The following is a 24172-nucleotide window of genomic DNA, read 5'->3' as shown; positions in this document are numbered from 1 at the left end:
ATGACCGACACCACCCTGACCTCGGAGAGCACCGCTGCGCACGGTGTCTCCCTCACGTCCGCGGCAGCTCAGAAGGTGAAGAGCCTTCTCGAGCAGGAAGGGCGCGACGACCTGCGACTGCGCGTCGCCGTCCAGCCCGGTGGATGCTCCGGACTGATCTACCAGCTCTATTTCGACGAGCGTTACCTCGAAGGCGACGAGACGGTCGACTTCGACGGCGTCGAGGTGATCATCGACAACATGAGCATTCCGTACCTGGACGGCGCGTCGATCGACTTCAAGGACACGATCTCGGAGCAGGGCTTCACGATCGACAATCCCCAGGCCGCAGGCAGTTGCGCGTGCGGTGACAGCTTCCACTGAGCCCGGCCAACCTGCGTGGTTGGCATGAATAGGGTGTGAGATTGCCCTAGACTTGAATTCGCTCCTGTCCGAGATCTGAAAGGTGCATCGTGCCCTCGAAACGCCGCCTTCGTTGGGCTGCTATCCCGCTGGGAGTAGCAGCAGCTGTGGTTCTGGCGGGATGTACTCCCACCGAACTGCATGGGTTCCTCCCGGGCTTCGTAGAAGACGGCACTGCCGCAACGAACCAGACCGAGCGCGTCGCGGGTCTGTGGGTCACCTCGTGGATCGTTCTGCTCATCGTCGGCCTCATCACGTGGGGTCTGATGGGGTGGGCGGTCGTCATGTACCGCCGTCGCAAGGGCCAGACCGGTCTGCCCGTGCAGCTGCGCTACAACATGCCGATCGAGATCCTCTACACGGTGATCCCGCTGATCCTCGTGCTGGCGATGTTCTTCTTCACCGCGCGCGACCAGACCGCGATCGAGACCCAGTGGTCCGATGACGAGGTCGACGTCGAGGTCACGGCGATCGCCAAGCAGTGGGCTTGGGACTTCCAGTACGACGGTGAGGCAGAGGACAACTCCGACGCCGTTTGGACCATGGGTACGCAGGCGCACCCGGACGAGGCGGGCGACTTCGACCGCGAGCAGCTCCCGACGCTGGTGCTGCCGGTCGACAAGAAGGTCAAGATCGACCTCCAGTCGCGCGATGTCGTGCACTCCTTCTGGATCATCGACTTCCTGTACAAGAAGGACATGTACATCGGGAAGGACAACTCCTGGTCGTTCATCCCGACCCGTGTCGGCGAGTTCGACGGCAAGTGCGCCGAGCTCTGCGGCGAGTACCACTCGATGATGCTCTTCAACGTGAAGGTCGTGGAGCAGGACGAGTACGACGCCTACCTCGAGACGCTGCGCGCCGAGGGCAACACCGGCGACATCACAGACTCCTACGATCGACTCAGCAATCTCCCGGGCACCGGCGCGAGCACGGACGCCGAGGAAGAGGAGTAAGCCATGACCACCACAGCTGAACCCAACACGGCGCAGGGCGCTCGTCCGAGCACCCTGCCGCCTCGGCAGGCCGCGCTTCTGTCCTCCACGCGTGTGGAGCAGAAGGGCAACGTCCTCGTCAAGTGGATCACGTCCACCGACCACAAGACGATCGGGTACATGTACCTGATCTCTTCGGTGCTGTTCTTCCTGCTGGGCGGTGTGATGGCGCTGATCATCCGCGCCGAGCTGTTCGCTCCCGGCATGCAGCTCGTGCCGACGAAGGAGCAGTACAACCAGCTGTTCACGATGCACGGCACGATCATGCTGCTGATGTTCGCGACGCCGCTGTTCGCAGGCTTCGCGAACGCCATTCTGCCGCTGCAGATCGGTGCACCCGATGTCGCGTTCCCGCGTCTGAACGCCTTCGCGTTCTGGCTCTTCAGCTTCGGCTCGATCATGGCGGTCGCCGGCTTCCTCACCCCGCAGGGTGCGGCGTCGTTCGGTTGGTTCGCATATCAGCCGCTGGCCAACGCCTCCTTCTCACCGGGTGTTGGTGGCAATCTCTGGATGCTCGGGCTCGGTATGTCCGGTTTCGGTACGATCCTCGGTGCGGTGAACTTCATCACCACGATCATCACGATGCGTGCCCCGGGTATGACCATGTGGCGCATGCCGATCTTCTCGTGGAACACGCTGGTGACGAGCCTGCTGATCCTGATGGCGTTCCCCGTCCTTGCAGCGGCGATGTTCGCGGCTGCTGCCGACCGCATCCTGGGCGCACACACCTATGACGTCGCGAACGGCGGTGTGCTTCTTTGGCAGCACCTGTTCTGGTTCTTTGGACACCCTGAGGTGTACATCATCGCGCTGCCGTTCTTCGGCATCGTCTCCGAGATCTTCCCGGTCTTCAGCCGCAAGCCGATCTTCGGTTACAAGACGCTCGTGTACGCGACCATCGCGATCGCCGCGCTGTCCGTGTCGGTGTGGGCGCACCACATGTACGTCACCGGTGGTGTACTGCTGCCGTTCTTCGCACTGATGACGATGCTCATCGCCGTGCCGACGGGTGTGAAGATCTTCAACTGGATCGGAACCATGTGGCGAGGGTCGCTGACCTTCGAGACCCCGATGGTGTTCTCGCTCGGGTTCCTGGTGTCGTTCGTCTTCGGTGGTCTCACCGGTGTCATCCTGGCCGCGCCCCCGCTGGACTTCCACCTCAGTGACTCGTACTTCGTCGTCGCGCACTTCCACTACGTCGTGTTCGGTACGGTCGTGTTCGCCATGTTCGCCGGCTTCTACTTCTGGTGGCCGAAGTGGACCGGACGCATGCTCAACGAGCGCCTCGGCTACATCCACTTCTGGATGCTGTTCATCGGCTTCCACATGACGTTCCTCATCCAGCACTGGCTGGGCGTCGACGGCATGCCGCGTCGTTACGCCGACTACTCGACGTACGACAACTGGGAGTGGGGCAACCAGGTCTCCACGATCGGTGCCATCATCCTCGGCGCCTCGATGCTGCCGTTCTTCCTGAACGTCTGGATCACGGCTCGCAAGGCGCCCAAGGTGACGGTCGATGACCCGTGGGGTTACGGCGCATCGCTCGAGTGGGCCACGTCGTGCCCGCCGCCGCGACACAACTTCACGTCGATCCCGCGCATCCGAAGCGAGCGCCCCGCGTTCGACCTGAACCACCCCGAGGCAGCCGAGCACCCCGTCGCGGCGCCGGCCGCCGCAGCAGGAGAGGCCAAGTAGCACATGCGTAGCAATATCGTCCTCTGGTGGATCATCACCGTGTTCTTCGTGATCGCGGCAGCGGTCTACACCGCGTGGAGCCTGTTGGACCCGTTCCACGGCTACATCGAGTGGGTCGGCACCGTCGCCCTGCTGTTCGTGGCCTTCATGGGCGCCATGATCGCGATCTACCTTCGCAAGACCTATCGTGCACAGGGCGGCGAGCTGCCCGAGGATGTGCTGACCTCGGACATCGACGACGGTGACCCCGAAGTCGGCGAGTTCGCACCGTGGTCCTGGTGGCCCCTGGTGCTCGCCGGTTCTGCGACCGTCTTCCTGACGGGGCTCGCGGTCGGTCACTTCCTGCTCCCGATCGGTGTTGCGCTCTTCCTCATCGCGATCGTCGGCTGGGTGTACGAGTTCTACCGCGGCAACTTCGCCCGCTGACACCACAGCGCGTCGAGATCTGACAGAAGGCCCCCTGGTTCGCCAGGGGGCCTTCTGCGTGCTCAGGTGCTCACTCGTCGCCGACTGGCTCGAACACGGTCAGTCCGTCCGTCATGTAGATCGCTACCGCGCGGGAGATGGTTCACAGTAGTAGCAGCAGCAGCTGCTTCTGGATCACGCGGTCGGTGGCACCAGAGACGACGTCGACGAGCATGGTCTGTCCCGCTCCGTCGGGCACGACACGCTTCGCGCTACGCCTGCGGACGGCACGAGATCCACGTACTCGGCGCGCACAACCTTCGTGCCGTCCCCGTGCAGCGTTCGGGTGTCGTCACGGAACTGGCACACCGTCGCGACGCCTTCGTGCTTCTGGAACCCGAAGTCGGCCACGAACGTACAGGAATCCGCACTGAGCGACCACTCCGTGGCGCCGGAAGTGCGGTCAAGCCTGGCGACGCTTGCTGTGGTCAGATCGCGTACGATCTCTTGGCTGACAGTCCAATCGACATCCGGCGAGGCCTCGAAGACCAAAGCGAGCAGGGGAGCGTCGTCCGCTGACGGGTCAGACCAGTACCATCCACCGCTGGGCGCCGTGCCCTCTCCGAAGACGTCGGCGTAAGCGCGTTCCCAGAGCAGATCGCCGTGTTCGCCGTACCGCAGCACGTCCTGGTCGGTGTACGACACACGGCTGCTGAAGGCGGTTCCGCCTTCGAAGAAGCCGGCATCCGCCTCCTTGTGCGCGCGGAACGCCTGATCTGCCACGGAGTACTCATGGACGCGATCGTGCTCCGTGTCGGTTTCGGGCTCAAGTGCGCCCGCGATGCAGGGGACCAGGGTAGACCCCTGCCAGCCGTCCTCGGTCGCCAGAGTCGCGACCTGATGCTCCTGGCCACGCAGATTGCGTCCCGGCAACGTGATGCGCTCCCACAGGAGTGTTCCGTCGCTGAGGTCCCAGGCATTGAGCGTCTGCGTACCGGCGTCAGTCGCGGGATAGGCGAGGACGACGTCTCCGGCGATCACAGGGGCGCTGAGCAGTGTGGCATCCATCCGCCACCGGACATCGTGACTGTGCGCCCAGTCGTCTAGAGGCACTGAGGCGAAAGCACTGACGAGGCTGAGCGCGGAGCACAATGCAATGACGGGCAGAAACGCAGAAGGTCCCGTCCAAAACTGGACGGGACCTTCTGCGTGGGGGAGGGGAGCGTTACTCGCCGTCCTCCGACTTCTTCTTGCGCGGCTTCTTGACCGGATCGGTCGCAATCACCGAGCTGGGGGTGTTCGGCGTCTCACCGATCGAGGTGTCGGCCGGAGCGATCTGGTCCTCGGAGACACCGGCACGTTCGTGTGCACCGGCGATCTCTTCGGCTTCGAGCTCTTCGTTGTGTGCCAGCGTGTGGTGCTGGTGCGCGTCGGCCTCTTCGATCTGTGCCTGCGTGAGCGGCATCAGACGGTCCTCGAAGAACCAGCGCGAAAGCGCCGAACGCAGGTTCTGCGTCCACGGGATGCGGCCCTTCTCGTTGGGGCGAACCACGAGCGGTTCGTACACCTCGTAGTCGATGAGCTTCCAGCGGTCGTACACGTCGACGGGCTGGTGCACCTCGACGTACTCGCCACCGGGGAGGCGGACGATACGACCCGACTCATAGCCGTGCAGGACGATCTCACGGTCCTTCTTCTGCAGCGCGATGCAGATGCGCTTGGTGATGAAGTACCCGAGCACCGGACCGACGAACAGCATCGCCTGGAGCGAGTGGATGACACCCTCCATGGTGAGCATGAAGTGCGTGGCGATGAGGTCGGACGAAGCCGCTGCCCACATGACCGCGTAGAAGATGACGCCGGCGGCGCCGATAGCAGTGCGGGTGGGGGCGTTGCGGGGACGGTCTGCGATGTGGTGCTCGCGCTTGTCGCCCGTGACCCACGCCTCGATGAAGGGGTAGATCGCGACGAGCACGATGAACAGACCGAGGACTGCGACCGGCACCAGGATTCCGAACGACCAGGTGCGGTCGAGGAACACGACGTCCATGTTCGGCGGGGCGAGGCGGAGGGCACCGTCGGCGAAGCCGATGTACCAGTCCGGCTGCGTACCTGCCGAGATCGGGGAGGGGTCGTAGGGGCCGTAATCCCAGAACGGGAGGATCTGGAAGAACGAAGCGATCAGCACGATCACACCGAAGACGATGAAGAAGAAGCCACCCATCTTCGACATGTAGACGGGCATCATCGGGTAGCCGACGACGTTGTCGTTCGTGCGGCCGGGGCCCGCAAACTGGGTGTGCTTGTTGATCACCATGAGCATCAGGTGGACGACGAGCAGACCGATCAGCAGCAGCGGCAGCAGCAGGATGTGCAGCGTGTAGAGGCGTCCGACGATGTCGTGACCCGGGAACTCACCACCGAAGAGCAGGAACGAGGTCCAGGTTCCGATGAGCGGGATGCCCTTGATCATGCCGTCGATGATCCGCAGACCGTTGCCCGAGAGCAGGTCGTCGGGCAGCGAGTAGCCGGTGAAGCCCTCGGCGAGAGCGAGGATGAACAGCACGAAGCCGATCACCCAGTTGAGCTCGCGGGGCTTGCGGAACGCACCCGTGAAGAACACGCGGAGCATGTGGATACCGATGCCGGCGATGAAGACCAGTGCTGCCCAGTGGTGGATCTGGCGCACCAGAAGGCCACCGCGGACGTCCCAGGAGATGTGCAGCGCGGATTCGAACGCCGCCGACATCTCCAGACCGCGCATCGGCACGTACGCACCGGTGTAGTGCGTGGGCACCATGGATGCCTGGAAGAAGAACGTCAGGAACGTTCCCGACAGGAACACGGCCACGAACGCCCACAGAGCGATCTCGCCGAGCATGAATGACCAGTGGTCGGGGAAGATCTTGCGACCGAGCTCCTTGACCATGCCCGAAAGGCTGGTGCGCTCGTCGATGTAGTTCGCCGTCGCGCCGACGAAGCGGCCACCGAGCGGCTTCTTCTGCTGCGTGGTGTCCTCTTTATTCAGAGTTGCGGTACTCAATGACGCTCCCAGAAGCTCGGGCCGACGGGTTCGGTGAAGTCGCGCTGAGCGATGAGGTAGCCCTCATCGTCGACGGCGATGGGCAGCTGCGGCAGCGGTCGAGCAGCAGGTCCGAAGATGACCTTGGCCTGATCGGTGACGTCGAACTGCGACTGGTGGCAGGGGCACAGCAGGTGGTGCGTCTGCTGCTCGTAGAGAGCGACGGGGCAACCGACGTGCGTGCAGACCTTGGAGTACGCGACGATGCCGTCGTACGACCAGTCCTTGCGCTCTTCGGTCTCGATGAGCTGCTCGGGGCGCAGACGCATCAGCAGGACGATCGCCTTCGCCTTCTCTTCGAGGTAGCCGCTGCTGTGGTCGAGCTGCTTGAGCGGCTCGGGGATGACGTGGAACGCCGAGCCGACGGTGACGTCAGCAGCGCGGATGGGGGTGCCCTCAGGATCGCGGGCAAGGCGCATACCGGACTCCCACATGGTGTGGCTGAGCAGGTAGACCGGGTCTCCGGCGTGCGGCTTCTCGGGGGTGTTGTGCGGCGCGAGTCCACGGAAGAGGGTGATGCCCGGGACGACAGATGCGACCACGGCGACGATCAGCGAGTTGCGGATCATCTTGCGGCGGCCGAAACCGGAGTCCTGGTCGGCCTCGGCGAACACCTGAACCGCAGCCTCACGCGTCGTGTCGCGACCGCGGGTCGGGTGGCGGTGCTCGATGTACTCCTTGTCGGACATCAGCGCCTTCGACCAGTGGATCGCGCCGATACCGATGGCCAGCAGCGCCAGCGCGATGCCGATGCCGATGTACATGTTGTTCTGCCGGATGTCGATCGGCATGCCGCTCTCGATCGGGAACAGCATGTACGCGGCGACAGCCCAGATGCTGCCGGCGAGCGACAGGTAGAAGAGCGTGTAGACCGTACGCTCCGCCGTCTTCTCGATCCGCGGGTCCTTGTCGGTCATCCGCTCACGGTGTGGTGGCAGCCCCGGGTTCTCCGCAGGATCGCTGACTGCGACGCCCAGCCCCGGTGAGGGCTGGTAGGCCCTGTCCAGAGCCTGCGTGTCGTCGTCGTTTGCCATGGTGCTCCTCGTACGTAGCTGTTCTATGAAAGTGCGTCAGTTGGACTTCGCCGTGATCCACACGGTGAGGGCGACGAGCGCGCCGATGCCGAAGATCCAGATGAACAGACCCTCGGAGACCGGACCCAGCGAGCCCAGCGTGAAGCCGCCGATCTGCACTGCTTCCTGCTGCCACACGAGGGCGGCGATGATGTCGCGCTTGTCCTCGGAGCTGAGGTTCATGTCTCCGAAGACCGGCATGTTCTGCGGGCCGGTGACCATCGCCGCGTAGACGTGCAGCGCACTGGTCGAGGTCAGGGCCGGGGCGTACTTGCCCTCGGTGAGTGCGCCACCGGCGGCGGCGACGTTGTGGCACATCGCGCAGTTGATGCGGAACAGCTCAGCACCGTGCGTGATGTCGACCTCGTCCTGGGCGTTGGCGGGGTTCGCCTCACCGCTGGTCACCCAGTCCTCGGGGTAGCCGGGGCCGGGGGCAACCGACTGCACGTAGGCGGCCATTGCGCGGATCTGCGCGTCAGTGAACTGCGCGGGCTTCTGCGGGGCCTGCGGTCCCTGCATCTGCAGGGGCATACGGCCCGTCGCGACCTGGAACTCAACGGAGAGCTCGCCGACGCCGACCAGGCTCGGCCCCTCGGGCGTACCCTCCAGGTCCATGCCGTGGCAGGTGGCGCAGTTGGCCGTGAACAGCTTCTCGCCGTCCTCGACGGTGAGCTCGGTTGCGACGCTGCTGTGCGCGTCGGCCGGGGCGGCCATCGCTGCGGACGCGCCTGCGTAAGCGCCTCCGGTCAGCAACAGGCCGGCGCCGATGAGCGCGGCTGCTGCGAGGGGGCTACGACGACCGCGGGAGCGGTGCTTCTTCTCTCGTGCCATTTCGAAAAATCGCTCCGCTCTTATTTCAGGAAGTAGATGACGAAGAACAGGGCCACCCAGACGACGTCGACGAAGTGCCAGTAGTACGACACGACGATCGAGGAGGTCGCCTCCTTGTGGCCGAAGTTCTTGACGGCGTAGGCGCGTCCGATGACGAGGACGAAGGCAACGAGGCCACCCGTGACGTGGAGAGCGTGGAAGCCGGTGGTGAGGTAGAAGGCCGCGGCGTAGGAGTCAGCCGAGATCGGCAGGCCGTGGGCGACGAGCTGGGCGTACTCCCAGACCTGGCCGCTCACGAAGATCGCGCCGAGAGCGAAGGTGAGCCAGAACCACTCGACCATTCCCCAGCCGAAGAGGCGGCGGCGGCCAGCCGCGTTGAGCTGTCCCTTGCCGATGCGGTACGGCTGCAGGTCCTCGGCCGCGAACACGCCCATCTGGCAGGTGAACGACGACGCGACGAGGATCGCGGTGTTCACTGCTGCGAAGGTCACGTTCAACAGACCGGTCTGCTCCGCCCACAGATCGGGGGAGGTGCTACGGAGGGTGAAGTAGATCGCGAAAAGTCCCGCGAAGAACATCACCTCGCTGCCGAGCCACACGATGGTGCCGACAGCGACCGGATTGGGGCGCTTGATGGTTCTTGCCGCCGGGGCATACGTCGCTGAGGTGGTCACCCGTCCATTATGGCCGATTCTTCGTCGTGATTCTTGCACCACACTTGCCGGAGTCGCTGGCGGGACACTTAGGGGAACCTAAGAACAACCTGCGAATCTTCCTCGGAACCCTGGGAATCTCCCAGGTGGCGCGCTAGTCCCCGGCGCGGGAAGGTTCGCACATCGTTGTCATCTCGAATCGGCATCTTTCCGCACCCCGTAGGATCGCTGGCATGGTTGATTCCCTCACCTGGCCTGATCTGCTCACTGCGCTCCTGGAACGGCGGGATCTGAGTGTATGGGAGTCGACCTGGGCGATGCGCCAGGTGATGCGCGGCGACGTGTCCGACGCGCAGCTCGCGGGCTTCCTGATCGCCCTTCGCGCGAAGGGCGAGACGATCGACGAGGTCGTCGGGTTCCGCGACGCGATCCTCGAGGCAGCTGTGCCGCTGCCGGTGTCGTCAGACGTCCTCGACATCGTCGGTACCGGAGGCGACCGGTTCGGAACAGTCAACGTCTCCACGACCGCGGCGATCATCATCGGCGCTATGGGGATTCCCGTGGTCAAGCACGGCAATCGCGCTGCCAGCTCGTCGTCGGGTTCATCCGATGTGCTGTCGGCACTCGGTCTGGACATCTCGCTCGACCCGCAGCGCGTCGCTCGGGTGCTCGACAGCACCGGGATCACCTTCGCGTGGGCCGCCGCGTTCCACCCGGGGTTCAAGCATGCGGCGAGTGCGCGATCCGAGCTCGCGGTTCCCACGGTGTTCAACATGCTCGGCCCGCTCTGCAATCCCGCCCGAGCCGAGGCCAACGCGGTCGGCGTCGCGCAATTGGATCGGGTTCCGCTCATCACGGGCGTCTTCCGCACACGCGGCGCCACGGCACTGGTGTTCCGTGGTGATGACGGGCTCGATGAATTGACCACGACGGGTCACAGCCGTATCTGGGAGGTCGCTCGCGGCGACACGCACGAGCATGATCTCGACCCTCGCGATCTCGGCATCCCGCTGGCCGATATCGCCGATCTGCTTGGCGGCACGCCCGAGCACAACGCGCAGGTGCTGCGGCGCACGCTGGCCGGTGAACCGGGCGCGGTGCGTGACATCGTGCTGCTGAACGCGGCGGCCGGTGTCGTCGCGTACGAGCTCTCCCACGACTCGACGCTCACCCAGGTTCCGATCGTCGAGCGTCTGCGTGATGCGTATGCCAGGGTGGCGGACGCTGTTGACGACGGACGCGCGGCTGCGAAGCTGGAAGACTGGGTGCGCGCGACGAACGAGCCGATCGCCTCCTGATGTAGTGCGCCATGGACGCCGTCGACGCGCTGATCGAGATCGCCGCTCTGCTGGAACGGGAGCGCGCGTCGCGGTACCGCGCGAAAGCCTTTCGGCAGGCGGCGGCCGTTCTCGCTGCGTTGCCCGAGCAGACGCGGTGGGATGCGGATGCGTTACGTGCGCAGAGGGGGATCGGCGCGTCGACCTTCGAGGTGATTCAGCAGGCGCAGCGGGGCGGCGTCCCCGACTACCTGATCCAGTTGCGTGCTTCCGTGAGCCCCGAACGTGAATCCGAGCTGCGCGGACGGCTACGCGGTGATCTGCATAGTCACACCGAGTGGTCTGACGGGACGACGCCGATCGAGTCGATGGTCTCCGCGGCCGCAGCGCTGGGACATCGCTATCTGGCGATCACGGACCATTCACCTCGGCTGCGGGTCGCTCGTGGCCTGTCGGCGGAGCGCCTTCGCGAGCAGATTCCGCTGGTGCGGGAGCAGTCGACGCCCGACCTCACGGTGCTCGCGGGCATCGAGGTCGACATTCTTGACGACGGCTCGCTCGATCAGAACCCGTCGCTGCTCGCCGAGCTGGACATCGTCGTGGCCTCCGCGCACTCGAAGCTGCGGATGCCCGCGGACGCGATGACGCGTCGGCTGGTGGCGGCGGTGGGTGATTCGGTGGTGAACGTGCTGGGGCACTGCACCGGGCGTCTTGTTCAGGGGGAGCGGGGCACGCGTCCGCCGTCGTCCTTCGATGCCAGAGCGGTTTTCGCTGCGTGTGCCGAGAACGGTGTGGCTGTCGAGATCAATTCGCGTCCCGAGCGCCAGGACCCGCCGGATGAGCTGATCGGTGTGGCGATGGCGGAGGGATGCCTGTTCGCGATCGATTCGGACGCGCACGCGCCGGGCCAGCTCTCGCTGCTGGACCATGGGGCGCAAAGAGCCGAGGCGGCAGGCGTGCCTGCAGAGCGGATCGTGACGACCTGGGGTGTCGAGCGCCTGCGCGCCTGGGCGCGCGGCTGACGGTGGGGCGGGCGGCCCCGATCAGGCGGTGGCGATCGCAGCCAGAGCGCGTTCCATCGACCCGCCGAGGTTCCACTGCTCGGCGAAGGCGCGGGCAGCATCCGCCCTCGCATCATCCAACGCGCGCAACGGGACATCGGGGGCAGCGATGTCGAGGTCGGTGGCGACGCGCACGACGTCCGCGGCGACGTCGAGATACGCGGCCGCCGCCGCGAAGCGAGCGGATGCCGCCGCGCTGAGCTTGCCATCGGCAACAGCGGCGCGGATGCCGGCCAGGTCGGAGTGCGCCTGCAGCAGTGACGCCGCGGTCTTCTCTCCGACGCCCTTCACGCCCGGGAGCCCGTCGGAGGCATCGCCGCGCAGAGTGGCGAAGTCCGCGTACTGACTCGGAAGCACGCCGTACTTGGCGACGACGGTCGCATCGGTCACGACCTCGAGATTGCTCATGCCGCGAGCTGTGTAGATCACGCGCACGTCTCGTGCGTCGTCGACGAGCTGGAACAGGTCGCGATCGCCGGTGACGATGTCGACGGGCATGGTCGCGCGGCTCGTGAGCGTACCGATCACGTCGTCCGCCTCGTGCTCTGCTGCGCCGATGATCGGAATTCCCAGTGCGCTGAGCGCCTCGCGGATGAGGGGGATCTGCTGCTCGAGGGGATCGGGAACCTCTTCGACATCCGTGCCGGACGATACGGCCTCGACCACGCGGTGCGCCTTATAGCTCGGGATCAGGTCGACGCGCCATTGCGGGCGCCAGTCGTCATCCCAGCAGGCGATGACCTGTGCGGGGTGGTAGAGCGTGACGAGTTTGGCGACGATGTCGAGCAATCCTCGCGTCGCGTTCACGGAGGTGCCGTCCGGAGCCTTGACCTTGTCGGGGACTCCGAAGAACGCCCGGAAGTACAGCGAGGCCGTGTCGAGAAGCATCAGTCGCTGGGTCACCGCTCCAGCCTAGAACAGGGGGAGCGCGGCGCGCCCGGCTTCTGATAATCTGAAGTGTCACTCGTGGGGTGCGCCTGCGTGCCCGCGTGACATCGCAATCCACATCCAACCGCATCGTGAGCATATCGGCTTGCCGGCTCCCGACGCCCGATCTTCCATTCACAAGGACAACCCACTACATGACTAGCGCAACGACCGCCCCGGCCACCAAGCAGGTCGCGATCAACGACATCGGATCTGCCGAGGACTTCCTGGCCGCGGTCGAGAAGACCATCAAGTCTTTCAACGACGGCGACATCATCGAGGGCACGATCGTCAAGATCGACCGCGATGAGGTTCTGCTCGACGTCGGCTTCAAGACCGAGGGTGTCATCCCCTCCCGCGAGCTCTCCATCAAGCACGACGTCGACCCCAACGAGGTCGTCGCCGTCGGCGACCAGGTCGAGGCCCTCGTTCTCCAGAAAGAGGACAAGGAAGGCCGTCTGATCCTCTCCAAGAAGCGTGCGCAGTACGAGCGCGCCTGGGGCGACGTCGAGAAGATCAAGGAGAACGACGGCGTCGTCACCGGCACCGTCATCGAGGTCGTCAAGGGCGGCCTCATCGTCGACATCGGCCTCCGTGGCTTCCTCCCGGCATCGCTCATCGAGCTGCGCCGCGTCCGCGACCTCACGCCGTACCTGGGTCAGGAGATCGAGGCCAAGATCCTCGAGCTCGACAAGAACCGCAACAACGTGGTGCTGAGCCGCCGCGCTCTGCTGGAGCAGACGCAGTCGGAGTCGCGCACGACGTTCCTCAACAACCTGCACAAGGGTCAGGTTCGCAAGGGTGTCGTCTCGTCGATCGTCAACTTCGGTGCGTTCGTCGACCTCGGCGGCGTCGACGGTCTGGTGCACGTCTCGGAGCTGTCCTGGAAGCACATCGAGCACGCTTCCGAGGTTGTCGAGGTCGGCCAGGAGGTCACCGTCGAGATCCTCGAGGTCGACCTGGACCGCGAGCGCGTCTCGCTGTCGCTGAAGGCGACGCAGGAGGACCCGTGGCAGGTCTTCGCCCGCACGCACGCGATCGGTCAGATCGCACCGGGCAAGGTCACCAAGCTGGTTCCGTTCGGTGCGTTCGTCCGCGTCGCAGACGGCATCGAGGGCCTCGTGCACATCTCGGAGCTCTCCAGCAAGCACGTCGAGCTGGCTGAGCAGGTCGTGTCGGTCGGCGAAGAGGTCTTCGTCAAGGTCATCGACATCGACCTCGAGCGTCGCCGCATCTCGCTGTCGCTCAAGCAGGCGAACGAATCGGTCGACCCGCACGGCACCGAGTTCGACCCGGCTCTGTACGGCATGCTCGCCGAGTACGACGAGAACGGCGAGTACAAGTACCCGGAGGGCTTCGACGCCGAGACCGGTGCATGGAAGGACGGCTTCGACGCCCAGCGCGAGGCATGGGAGCAGGAGTACGCTGCAGCCCAGGCTCGCTGGGAGGCGCACAAGGCCGCCGTCCTCAAGGCTGCCGAAGAAGAGGCCGCTGCAGGCGACGACTTCGGTGCTGCGCAGTCGTTCACGAGCGACTCCGGCGCCGGCACCCTCGCCGACGACGAGGCTCTCGCCGCTCTGCGCGAGAAGCTCTCGGGTGGCAACAGCTGAGCATCCGCTCCGTGAGCAACGGGCCGTCACCTCGCCTTCGGGCGGGTGGCGGCCCGTTCCGCGTTCCGGGACGCGCGTCCCGCCACCGGCGTGGGACACTGGGCGGATGCCACTCATCGCCCTGACCGGAGGCATCGCCTCAGGCAAGTCGACCATCGCCCGCCGTTTGGCCGAGCACGGTGCCGTCATCGTCGACGCAGACCAGATCGTGCGCGACGTGCAGACACCCGGTTCCCCGGTGCTTGCCGCCATCGTCGCGGAGTTCGGGTCGGGGGTCATCGCGCACGATGGCGCGCTGGATCGCGCGGCGCTGGGCGAGCGCGTCTTCGGCGATGACGAGGCGCTGGCTCGGTTGAACAGCATCGTGCACCCCGCGGTGCGTGAAGAGTCCGCGCGTCGCTTCGCCGCCGCTCTTGCTGCCGATCCGGAGTCTGTCGTGGTCTACGACGTGCCTCTGCTGGTCGAGGCCCGTGTCGATGACCCGTGGGACCTGATCGTGCTGGCGGACGCGCCCGCCGAGCTGCGGATCCGGCGTCTGATCGAGTTGCGCGGAATGGCTGAGGAAGCGGCCCGCGCTCGTGTCGCAGCACAGGTGCCGGATGCCGCCAGGCGCGCGATCGCGGACGTCATGGTTAATACCTCGTTGGATGAGGGGCACACTATCGCGCAGACTGATGCTCTGTGGGAAAGACTGCGCGGACGAGAATAGTCGCTCGTCGCCCTCGCCAGATAAGTTTGAACCCTTAACTTATCTGGTAGCATATGAGGGCTGGGGAGCGCGGATTACGTGGTGCCCCGCGCGTCCGCCCGCGTCGGAGCCTCATCGTTGATGGGAACCTCTTGCGCGCCTGCCAAGGAGTACCCATGAGTGAGAATCCTGCGCTCTCGCGCCGCACTATCGTAAAGGGTGCCGCATGGTCGGTGCCCGTCATCGCCGCAGCCGTTGCCGTGCCGATGTCCGCAGCCTCTGGAGTGGTGCCGCGGGCGATCGGCCCGCTTGTCGAGTCGTCTGACAACATCAAGGATGGCAGCGCTGCGATGTCCGCGGTCTGGATGGAGACCAAAGACTGCGCGACAGAGCCGAACGGTCAGTACTACCCCTGGAATCTGAAAGCGAATTTCACGGCGACGTTGACATACAACGGCGCCAACCCTGACTTCACACTTGCGGGCTCGACGGTGCTGGGGGGCGTCTGGAGCATCTCATCCGCCACGAAGAATCAGCTCACCTTGGTGAGCACACAGAACATCACGTGCCAGGTGGGTATTCAGGGGTTCAACGTCGACTACAACCTGCCCCCGGAGGTGAAGCCCGAGCTGAGGTCGCTGACGCTCAACGTCACGGGTTCGGGTGATGACGGAAAGCTTCAGATCACTGGCCTGATCTCTGTGCGCCCGGACAACTACCGCCAACCCGTAGTCGGCCCGATTACTCACAACGCGTAACGGCGCGGTCTGCTCGCACCGCAACGTCGGAGGGGCGGCCTACGCTGGGTATTATGCAACCCACGCGTAGTGTCCGCCCCTTCGAGGTCGTCAGCGAGTACATGCCGGCCGGCGATCAGCCGCAGGCCATCGCTGACCTCGCCGCGCGCATCAATGCCGGCGAGACCGACGTGGTCCTGCTCGGCGCGACGGGAACGGGAAAGTCGGCGACGACCGCCTGGCTCATCGAACAGGTGCAGCGGCCGACGCTGGTGATGGCGCACAACAAGACGCTCGCCGCGCAGTTGGCCAACGAGTTCCGAGAACTCATGCCGCACAACGCCATCGAGTACTTCGTCAGCTACTACGACTACTACCAGCCCGAGGCCTACGTGCCGCAGACCGACACCTTCATCGAAAAGGACTCGTCGATCAACGCGGAGGTCGAGCGGCTGCGGCACTCGACGACGAACTCACTGCTCAGCCGCCGAGACGTCGTGGTCGTGTCGACGGTGTCGTGCATCTATGGCCTCGGTGCGCCCGAGGAGTATCTGCGAGCCATGGTGGCGCTGCAAGTAGGGGAGCGCTACGACCGTGACGCGCTGATCCGTCAGTTCATCTCGATGCAGTACAACCGCAACGACGTCGACTTCTCGCGAGGCAACTTCCGGGTACGCGGCGACACGATCGAGATCATCCCGGTGTACGAAGAGCACGCGATCCGCATCGAGTTGTTCGGAGACGAGATCGAGGCGCTCTACTCGTTGCATCCGCTCACCGGCGATGTCATCGCCAAGCTCGACGCCGTGCCGATCTTCCCCGCTTCGCACTACGTAGCCGGTACGGATGTCGTTCAGCGTGCCATCGGCACGATCGAGGCCGAACTCGAGCAGCGGCTGGCCGAGCTCGAGCGGCAGGGCAAGTTGCTCGAAGCCCAGCGACTGCGCATGCGCACCACCTTCGACATTGAGATGCTGCAGCAGCTGGGATTCTGCAGCGGGATCGAGAACTACTCCCGGCATCTCGATGGACGGGAGGCGGGGGAGCCCCCGCACACGCTGCTCGACTTCTTCCCCGATGACTTCCTGCTCGTCATCGACGAGTCGCACGTGACCGTGCCGCAGATCGGAGCGATGTACGAGGGAGACGCCTCGCGCAAGCGCACGCTCGTCGAGCACGGGTTCCGGTTGCCCAGTGCCATGGACAACCGCCCATTGCGCTTCGACGAGTTCAAGAACCGGGTCGGGCAGACCGTGTACCTGTCGGCTACGCCGGGCAAGTACGAGATGGGGATCGCCGACGGTGTGGTCGAGCAGATCATCCGACCCACCGGACTGGTCGATCCCGAGATCATCGTCAAGCCCTCCAAGGGGCAGATCGATGATCTTCTCGAAGAGATCCGGACGCGTGTCGAGCGGGATGAACGCGTACTCGTCACCACGCTGACGAAGAAGATGGCCGAGGAACTGACGGACTTCCTCGGTGAGCACGGTGTCCGCGTGCGCTACCTGCACTCGGACGTCGACACGTTGCGCAGAGTCGAACTGCTCACCGAGCTGCGGGCCGGCGTCTACGATGTGCTCGTCGGGATCAACCTGTTGCGCGAGGGCCTCGACCTGCCCGAGGTGTCGTTGGTGGCGATCCTGGACGCCGACAAAGAGGGCTTCCTGCGGTCGGGCACGTCACTCATCCAGACCATCGGGCGCGCGGCGCGCAACGTGTCGGGTCAGGTGCACATGTACGCCGACAACATGACCGACTCGATGCGCAACGCCATCGACGAGACCGAGCGCCGTCGCGAGAAGCAGATCGCCTACAACAAGGCCAACGGAATCGACCCGCAGCCGCTGCGCAAGCGCATCGCCGACATCACCGAAGTGCTCGCGCGTGAGGCCGCCGATACGGCGGACATGCGCGCGGGGCGGGGCAAGGGCAACAAGAGCGGCAAGGGCAAGTCGCCCACACCGAACCTGCGCCGCGAGGGGATCGCGGCCGAGGGCGCGATGCAGCTCGAGGAGACGATCGCCGATCTCTCGGAACAGATGCTCGCCGCTGCCGCAGAACTCAAGTTCGAGCTCGCAGCACGGCTCCGCGACGAAGTGCAGGACCTCAAGAAGGAGCTACGGGCCATGGAGCGCGCGGGCCACGCGTAGTCGTCCCCGTCAGGGGCAGTGCATCAGAGGCTTGGGCCCGCTGCGGTCGATCTCGTGCTTGTTCATCGGGTTGCCGCACAGCGGGCATCCGCGCTCTGCGCGTTCCTCTGCACTGGGCGGCGGGGTCGCCTCATACGGGCCGACCGACGCGGGGCCCGCGAAGCGGATCAGGTTCGTGTTGAACCATGCGTAAAGACCGCCCGCCTCGCGGATGCGGGTGCGCAACGGGACGTGGGTGGGATCCTCAGCCATGTTCCTTAGTGTACTAATGATTAGGGTTCCTCGTATCATCGGAGAATGACCAGCGATGATGAACTGCTGCGGCTGGAGAACCAGCTGTGCTTCGCGATGGTGACGGCGGCGCGCAACGTCGTGGCGATCTACCGTCCGATTCTTGAGCCGCTCGGGCTTACGCACCCGCAGTACCTCGTGATGCTCGCGCTGTGGGAGAGCTCGCCGCGCTCGCTCAACGAGCTCGCCCATGCGCTGGCACTGGAGCCCGCCAGCGCGTCGCCGCTCGTCAAGCGCTTGGAGAAGGACGGGCTCGTGCAGCGAACGCGCAGTGCGGCGGACGAGCGTCGCCTCGACATCGGCCTGACCGAGGAGGGGCGCGCTCTGCGCGAGCGTGCGGTGGAGGTTCCGCGCGCCGTCATGGCGCAGGTCGGCGCCGATATCCCGACGGTCACCGCTCTGCGGGACGCGCTGCGCCCGTTCGCCGGTCCGGCCCCGACCAGCCGCTGATCCGCACCCGAGCGCCGCCATGTCGGTGGCCGCTCCTAGACTTGTCTGGTGCCCATCGTTCCAGTCGTCCCATCCACGAAGCTCAGCGTCCGCGGTGCCCGCGTGCACAACCTCAAGGACGTCGATCTCGACATCCCGCGCGACGCACTCGTCGTCTTCACCGGGCTGTCCGGCTCCGGCAAGTCGAGCCTTGCGTTCGACACGATCTTCGCCGAGGGACAGCGCCGCTACGTCGAGTCGCTGAGCGCGTACGCGCGTCAGTTCCTCGGTCAGGTGGATCGCCCGGACGTCGACTTCATCGAGGGGCTCAGCCCGGCAGTGTCGATCGACCAGAAGTCGACGAACCGCAACCCGCGTTCGACGGTCGGCACGATCACCGAGATTCACGACTACATGCGCCTGCTGTGGGCGCGCATCGGCATCCCGCACTGCCCCGAGTGCGGGGAGCGCATCCAGCGGCAGACGGTGCAGCAGATCGCCGATCAGCTCATGGCTCTGCCCGAGCGCACGCGATACCAGATCGTCGCGCCCGTCGTCACGCAGAAGAAGGGGGAGTTCGTCGACCTCTTCAAAGAGCTCGGTGCCAAGGGGTACTCCCGCGCGATCGTGGACGGCGAACTGATCCAGCTCGCCGAGCCGCCCAAACTCAAGAAGAGCTACAAGCACGACATCGCTGTGGTCGTGGACCGGCTGGTGGCATCCGTCGACATCCTGGGGCGGGTCACCGACTCGGTCGAGACGGCGCTCGGTCTGGCCGGCGGTATCGTGCGGATCAACTTCGTCGATGAGGAGGGCGATGCCGCGTGGCAGTCCTTCTCTGAGAAGCTGGCCTGTCCGAACGCGCACCCGATCACCCTGACCGAGATCGAGCCGCGCACGTTCTCGTTCAACGCGCCGTTCGGTGCCTGCCCGGCCTGCACCGGACTCGGCACCCGAATGTCGGTCGACGTCGACCTGATGCTCGGTGACGAGGAGCTGTCGATCCGTGAGGGCGTGATCCTGCCGTGGACGACGCAGGGCAAGGGGCTGTTCCAGTACTACGAGCGTCTGCTCGACGGACTCGCTGCCGACCTCGATTTCTCGCTCGACACCCCGTGGAACCAACTGCACTCCGAGGTGCGTGAAGCCGTGCTGCGCGGCGACAACTACAAGGTGAGCGTCAAGTGGAAGAACCGCTACGGCCGTGAGATGCGGTACACCTCGGGATTCGAAGGCGTCGTGCCGTACATCGAACGGCAGTACATGCAGGCGGAGTCCGACACGCAGCGCGCACGGTGGGGGGAATACCTGCGCGAGGTGCCGTGCCCGGTCTGTGACGGGGCGCGTCTGAAGCCCGAGGTGCTCGCAGTCAAGGTGCACGGGCACTCGATCGCCGAGGTGTCGTCGCTGAGCCTGGCCGATGCCAGCACGTTCATGCACACCCTGGAGCTCACCGACCGTGAGGCACGGATCGCCGCGCAGGTGCTGCGTGAGATCCGACTCCGACTGGACTTCCTGCTGCAGGTGGGTCTCGCGTATCTCAACCTCGGGCGCTCTGCCGGCTCGCTGTCGGGTGGCGAAGCGCAGCGCATCCGCCTTGCCACTCAGATCGGCTCCGGACTCACCGGCGTGCTCTACGTGCTCGATGAGCCCTCGATCGGCCTGCATCAGCGTGACAATCGTCGGCTGATCGAGACGCTCCTCAAACTGCGTGATCTGGGCAACACCCTGATCGTCGTCGAGCACGACGAAGAGACGATCGAAGCCGCCGACTGGGTCGTCGACATCGGACCAGGGGCCGGCGTCAACGGGGGAGCGGTCGTCCACTCCGGCCCGTACTCGTCGCTGCTCGAAGAGGGCGAGTCGATGACGGGTGACTACCTCGCAGGTCGTCGCGAGATCGCCGTGCCCTCGAAGCGTCGCAAGATCGACAAGAAGCGGATGCTGAGTGTCGTCGGCGCGAGGGCGAACAACCTCAAGAACGTCACCGCCGACTTCCCGCTCGGCGTGCTCACGGCGGTGACCGGTGTGAGCGGGTCGGGCAAGTCCTCGCTGGTCAACGACATCCTCTACCAGGTGCTTGCCGGGCGGCTGAACGGTGCACGCACCGTACCGGGCAAGCACACCCGGGTCACGGGCCTCGACAACCTCGACAAGGTCGTGCACGTCGATCAAGCACCGATCGGACGCACTCCGCGATCGAACCCGGCGACATACACCGGCGTGTTCGACCGCATCCGCACGCTGTTCAGCGAGACCCCCGAGGCCAAGGTGCGCGGATACCTGCCCGGCAGGTTCAGCTTCAACGTCAAGGGCGGGCGCTGCGATGCCTGCTCGGGTGACGGCACGATCAAGATCGAGATGAACTTCCTGCCCGACGTGTACGTCGACTGCGAGGTGTGTCACGGCAAGCGCTACAACCGCGACACGTTGGCCGTTCACTACAAGGGCAAGAACATCGCCGAGGTGCTCGAGATGCCGATCGCTGAGGCGGCCGAGTTCTTCGAGCCGATCCAGGCGATCCACCGCTACATGAAGACGCTTGTCGATGTCGGTCTCGGGTACGTGCGGCTCGGGCAGGCGGCAACGACCCTGTCCGGCGGCGAGGCGCAGCGCGTCAAGCTCGCCACCGAGCTTCAGCGACGCAGCAACGGCCGCAGCATCTACGTGCTCGACGAGCCGACCACCGGTCTGCACTTCGAAGACGTGCGCAAGTTGCTCGAGGTGTTGGGTGGACTGGTCGACAAGGGCAATACCGTGATCGTGATCGAGCACAATCTCGATGTCATCAAGTCGGCTGACTGGGTGATCGACCTCGGGCCGGAGGGCGGCTCGGGTGGCGGCCAGATCATCGCCACCGGAACCCCTGAACAGGTCGCGCGGGTCGACGAGAGCCACACCGGCCAGTTCCTCGCCGAGATCCTCACCCCGGGGGCGAGTGGATCCGGCGTGCGCAAGGCGGGCTGATGGCCGACGTCCTGCCCTACAAGCCGCGGGCGGGCGAGATCCCGACCGATCCCGGGGTCTACCGATTCCGCGATGCGGAGGGGCGTGTGCTCTACGTCGGCAAGGCGAAGAACCTGCGCCAGCGCCTGTCGAACTACTTCGCGCCGCTGCACACGTTGCATGAGCGCACTCGGCGGATGGTGACGACGGCCGCATCGGTCGAGTGGACGGTCGTCGCGACCGACGTCGACTCGCTGCAGCTGGAGTACATGTGGATCAAAGAGTTCGATCCGCCGTTCAACGTGCGGTACCGGGATGACAAGTCGTACCCGTTCATGGCGGTGACGCTCGCCGATGAGGCGCCGCGCGTGATGGTCACGCGCAACCGACGCATCCCCGGGGCTCGCTACTTCGGCCCCTACCCGAAGGTGTGGGCGGTGCACGAGACCATCGATCTGATGGTCAAGGTGTTCCCGATCCGTACATGCAGCGATGCGAGCTACCGGCGCGCCATGCAGACCGGCCGCCCGTGCTTTCCCGGGCAGATCGGCAAGTGCGGCGGCCCCTGCTCGATGACGGTGACGATCGACGAGCACCGCGCCATGGTCGACGACTTCGTCGCCTTCATGGCGGGTGGCGACGAGCGCTTCACGCGCGATCTGACCAAGCGGATGCTGGCGGCCTCGGCCGCGATGGACTACGAGGCGGCCGCGAAGTACCGTGACAAGCTCTCGGCCATCGAGGCTGTACTCAGCAAGAGCGCGCTGGTGCTGCCCAGCGATGAGGACGCTGATCTGCTCGGCATCGCCGAGGACGAGCTCTCGGCGGCCGTGCATCACTTCGTCATCCGTGGCGGACGCGTGCGCGGCGTGCATTCGCTCACGGTCGACAAGGAACTCGACATCGGCGGAGGCGAACTGGTCGACCAGGTGCTGCAACGGGTCTACGGCGAGTCGAGCGACATCCCGCGTCGTGTTCTCGTCCCGGAGCTGCCCGACGATGCCGCTGAGCTTGAGCAGTGGCTGCGTCAGCGGCGCGGTCGTCGGGTGGAGTTGGCAGTTGCCCGGCGAGGACAGCGAGCCGATCTCATGCGTACCGCAACGCTCAACGCCCAGCAGGCGCTGTTGCGCCACAAGACGCGCCGCACCAGCGATTACGTCGCGCGCACGCAGGCGCTCACCGACTTGCAGGAAGCCCTCGGCATGGACGAGGCGCCGCTGCGCATCGAGTGCTTCGACATCTCGCATCTGGGCGGAACCAATGTCGTCGCCTCGATGGTGGTCTTCGAGGACGGGTTGCCGCGCAAGGACCAGTACCGGTCTTTCAACATCGCTGAAACCACCGACGACACGGATTCGATGTACCAGGTGCTCATGCGACGTCTGGCCCGCGTCGAGAACGGTGCTCCCGCCGACGACGCAGGCATAGACGATCCGCCGGCCGCCGGGGAACGCCCTAAGCCGCGCTTCGCCTACCGGCCGCAGCTGCTCGTCGTGGATGGCGGCAAGCCACAGGTGCAGGCCGCGGCGCGCGCACTGCGCGACAGCGGGCGCGCCGAGATCGCGGTGTGCGGCATCGCCAAGCGTCTGGAGGAGATCTGGATCCCCGACGATGACTTCCCCGTCATCCTGCCGCGCACGAGCGAGGCACTGTACCTGATCCAACGGTTGCGTGACGAGGCGCATCGATTCGCGATCACGCACCAGCGGCGTCGGCGCCGGCGCGACATCCAATCGGTGCTGAGCGAGGTCCCCGGTCTCGGTGCGGCGCGGATCAAGGCGCTGCTCACTCATTTCGGATCGGTCGCGAAGCTAAAGGGTGCCGCACCCGAGCAGATCCAGGAGGTGTCGGGGATCGGGCCTTCGCTCGCGGCAGCCATCCACGCGCACCTCGGCGGCGAAGCCGGCGCCGGAGTGGATAGGCTGGAATCCAGCGATAAGGAAACCGGAGCATGATGGCCGAACCAGCCGACCAGGCCCAGCAGGAGGGCGAGTTCCTCATCGTCACCGGCATGTCCGGTGCGGGGCGCACGACCGCAGCCAACGCACTCGAGGATCTCGGCTGGTACGTCGTGGACAACCTCCCGCCGCAGATCCTGCGGCCCTTGCTCGAGCTCACAGACATGGGCGCGGGGAACCTGCCCAAGATCGCCGCTGTCGTGGACGTGCGCGGGCCTGGGCTCTTCGATGATTTCCCCGACGTCGCTCGTGCGCTGCAGGGGCGCGGCAGCGTGAAGGTGCTGTATCTGGATGCGTCCGACGACGTCCTGGTGCGCCGATTCGAGTCGGTGCGCCGTCCGCACCCGTTGCAGAGCGACGGCACGCTGCTCGATGGCATCCGCGCCGAGCGTGCACGACTCGCGCCCATCCGTGAGTCGGCCGACCTGCTGATCGACACCTCGGCGCTCAACATCCACCAGCTCGCCACCCAGGTCTCGGAGATGTTCTCGGAGGAGGGCGCTGCGCGCCACCGCGTCACTCTGCTGAGCTTCGGGTTCAAGTACGGACTGCCCACCGACGTCGACCATGTCGCCGACATGCGTTTTCTGCCCAATCCCTTCTGGCAGGAGGAATTGCGCGCGTTCACGGGCAAGGACGCCGACGTGCGCGACTACGTGCTGTCCCGGCCAGGCGCCGCGGAGTTCCTCGACGCCTATACGCAGACGCTCCGGCCGGTGCTCGAGGGGTACCAGCGTGAGAACAAGAGCCATTCGACGATCGCGATCGGCTGCACGGGCGGAAAGCACCGGTCCGTGGCGATGGCCGAGGAACTCGCACGTCGGCTCGCGGATACGCCTGGCGTCGCCGTGAACGTGCGACACCGCGATCTTGGTCGGGAGTAGCGAGTCTCCGGCTGAAGGTCGCACAGTGTTCGGACGCGCGGCCTTGTAAGCTTGTCCTTTGCGTCGGCGATC

General features: G+C 65.5%; 21 protein-coding genes. 14 read left to right on the top strand and 7 right to left on the bottom strand.

Going from position 1 to position 24172, the window contains the following annotated elements:
- The 4 genes from erpA to PTQ19_RS09320 all read left to right on the top strand — a co-directional run bounded on the left by erpA (window position 1) and on the right by PTQ19_RS09320 (window position 3521).
- Window positions 1-363, top strand: a complete 363-nt coding sequence (gene erpA, locus PTQ19_RS09335) for an iron-sulfur cluster insertion protein ErpA (RefSeq protein WP_179410548.1) — start codon at window positions 1-3, stop codon at window positions 361-363.
- Window positions 364-452: 89 nt separating this feature from the next.
- A complete protein-coding gene (gene coxB / locus PTQ19_RS09330) occupies window positions 453-1358 on the top strand; it encodes a cytochrome c oxidase subunit II (RefSeq protein WP_179410549.1) in 906 nt (301 codons plus the stop codon).
- 3 nt (window positions 1359-1361) lie between these two features.
- The gene (ctaD, locus tag PTQ19_RS09325; protein ID WP_274367112.1) at window positions 1362-3095 is read left to right on the top strand and encodes a cytochrome c oxidase subunit I; all 1734 of its coding nucleotides are present in this window, start codon (window positions 1362-1364) and stop codon (window positions 3093-3095) included.
- 3 nt (window positions 3096-3098) lie between these two features.
- Window positions 3099-3521: a cytochrome c oxidase subunit 4 gene (locus PTQ19_RS09320; protein ID WP_179410551.1), complete on the top strand. Its 423-nt coding sequence runs from the start codon at window positions 3099-3101 to the stop codon at window positions 3519-3521.
- Between the two features lie 174 nt (window positions 3522-3695).
- On the opposite strand, the gene PTQ19_RS09315 is transcribed toward PTQ19_RS09320, so the two are convergent.
- The 5 genes from PTQ19_RS09315 to PTQ19_RS09295 form a co-directional block, all read right to left on the bottom strand.
- Window positions 3696-4568 (bottom strand): hypothetical protein, encoded by an 873-nt coding sequence (locus tag PTQ19_RS09315; RefSeq protein WP_274367111.1) that lies wholly within the window; start codon window positions 4566-4568, stop codon window positions 3696-3698.
- Window positions 4569-4725: 157 nt separating this feature from the next.
- Window positions 4726-6543: a cytochrome b gene (locus PTQ19_RS09310; RefSeq protein WP_206549600.1), complete on the bottom strand. Its 1818-nt coding sequence runs from the start codon at window positions 6541-6543 to the stop codon at window positions 4726-4728.
- Entirely contained in the window at window positions 6540-7616 is a 1077-nt protein-coding gene (locus tag PTQ19_RS09305; protein WP_179410554.1) for a ubiquinol-cytochrome c reductase iron-sulfur subunit, read from the bottom strand. Before PTQ19_RS09305 ends, PTQ19_RS09310 begins: the two co-directional genes overlap by 4 nt.
- 36 nt (window positions 7617-7652) lie before the next feature.
- Complete coding sequence (locus PTQ19_RS09300; RefSeq protein WP_179410555.1) at window positions 7653-8486, bottom strand: c-type cytochrome; 834 nt, start codon at window positions 8484-8486, stop codon at window positions 7653-7655.
- A gap of 20 nt (window positions 8487-8506) precedes the next feature.
- Window positions 8507-9064, bottom strand: a complete 558-nt coding sequence (locus PTQ19_RS09295; RefSeq protein ID WP_218848361.1) for a cytochrome c oxidase subunit 3 — start codon at window positions 9062-9064, stop codon at window positions 8507-8509.
- Window positions 9065-9372: 308 nt separating this feature from the next.
- Here PTQ19_RS09295 and trpD point away from each other — a divergent pair, with 308 nt between their 5' ends.
- A complete protein-coding gene (trpD, locus tag PTQ19_RS09290; RefSeq protein ID WP_274367110.1) occupies window positions 9373-10437 on the top strand; it encodes an anthranilate phosphoribosyltransferase in 1065 nt (354 codons plus the stop codon).
- A gap of 11 nt (window positions 10438-10448) precedes the next feature.
- On the top strand, window positions 10449-11438 hold the full coding sequence (locus PTQ19_RS09285; protein ID WP_206549602.1) for a PHP domain-containing protein: 990 nt from the start codon (window positions 10449-10451) through the stop codon (window positions 11436-11438).
- Window positions 11439-11459: 21 nt separating this feature from the next.
- Here the strand turns inward: PTQ19_RS09285 and PTQ19_RS09280 are convergent, their stop codons facing one another.
- Complete coding sequence (locus PTQ19_RS09280) at window positions 11460-12380, bottom strand: 5'-3' exonuclease (RefSeq protein WP_274367109.1); 921 nt, start codon at window positions 12378-12380, stop codon at window positions 11460-11462.
- A 179-nt stretch (window positions 12381-12559) separates the two neighbouring features.
- Between PTQ19_RS09280 and rpsA the strand changes: the two genes are divergently transcribed.
- From rpsA to uvrB, 4 genes are all read left to right on the top strand, one after another.
- Window positions 12560-14014: a 30S ribosomal protein S1 gene (gene rpsA / locus PTQ19_RS09275; protein ID WP_179410560.1), complete on the top strand. Its 1455-nt coding sequence runs from the start codon at window positions 12560-12562 to the stop codon at window positions 14012-14014.
- Window positions 14015-14120: 106 nt separating this feature from the next.
- Window positions 14121-14723: a dephospho-CoA kinase gene (coaE, locus tag PTQ19_RS09270; RefSeq protein WP_274367108.1), complete on the top strand. Its 603-nt coding sequence runs from the start codon at window positions 14121-14123 to the stop codon at window positions 14721-14723.
- A 155-nt stretch (window positions 14724-14878) separates the two neighbouring features.
- Window positions 14879-15460 carry a hypothetical protein gene (locus PTQ19_RS09265; protein ID WP_274367107.1) on the top strand — a complete coding sequence of 194 codons (582 nt, stop codon included), beginning with the start codon at window positions 14879-14881 and terminating at the stop codon, window positions 15458-15460.
- 53 nt (window positions 15461-15513) lie between these two features.
- Complete coding sequence (gene uvrB, locus PTQ19_RS09260; RefSeq protein WP_274367106.1) at window positions 15514-17592, top strand: excinuclease ABC subunit UvrB; 2079 nt, start codon at window positions 15514-15516, stop codon at window positions 17590-17592.
- A gap of 9 nt (window positions 17593-17601) precedes the next feature.
- On the opposite strand, the gene PTQ19_RS09255 is transcribed toward uvrB, so the two are convergent.
- A complete protein-coding gene (locus PTQ19_RS09255) occupies window positions 17602-17844 on the bottom strand; it encodes a hypothetical protein (RefSeq protein ID WP_179410563.1) in 243 nt (80 codons plus the stop codon).
- A gap of 45 nt (window positions 17845-17889) precedes the next feature.
- Here PTQ19_RS09255 and PTQ19_RS09250 point away from each other — a divergent pair, with 45 nt between their 5' ends.
- Genes PTQ19_RS09250 through rapZ form a run of 4 tightly spaced genes read left to right on the top strand, consistent with a single transcriptional unit; the run spans window position 17890 to window position 24100 of the window.
- Window positions 17890-18333 (top strand): MarR family winged helix-turn-helix transcriptional regulator, encoded by a 444-nt coding sequence (locus tag PTQ19_RS09250; protein ID WP_179410564.1) that lies wholly within the window; start codon window positions 17890-17892, stop codon window positions 18331-18333.
- A gap of 48 nt (window positions 18334-18381) precedes the next feature.
- Window positions 18382-21279: an excinuclease ABC subunit UvrA gene (gene uvrA / locus PTQ19_RS09245; RefSeq protein ID WP_274367105.1), complete on the top strand. Its 2898-nt coding sequence runs from the start codon at window positions 18382-18384 to the stop codon at window positions 21277-21279.
- The gene (gene uvrC, locus PTQ19_RS09240) at window positions 21279-23213 is read left to right on the top strand and encodes an excinuclease ABC subunit UvrC (RefSeq protein ID WP_179410566.1); all 1935 of its coding nucleotides are present in this window, start codon (window positions 21279-21281) and stop codon (window positions 23211-23213) included. Before uvrA ends, uvrC begins: the two co-directional genes overlap by 1 nt.
- Window positions 23213-24100: an RNase adapter RapZ gene (gene rapZ / locus PTQ19_RS09235; RefSeq protein ID WP_206821632.1), complete on the top strand. Its 888-nt coding sequence runs from the start codon at window positions 23213-23215 to the stop codon at window positions 24098-24100. The genes uvrC and rapZ overlap by 1 nt, the downstream gene beginning before the upstream one ends.
- Window positions 24101-24172 lie beyond the last annotated feature (72 nt).

This window comes from Microbacterium esteraromaticum, assembly GCF_028747645.1.
GTDB classification, from domain to species: domain Bacteria; phylum Actinomycetota; class Actinomycetes; order Actinomycetales; family Microbacteriaceae; genus Microbacterium; species Microbacterium esteraromaticum_C.
This window is presented reverse-complemented; position numbering and strand designations above follow the sequence as displayed.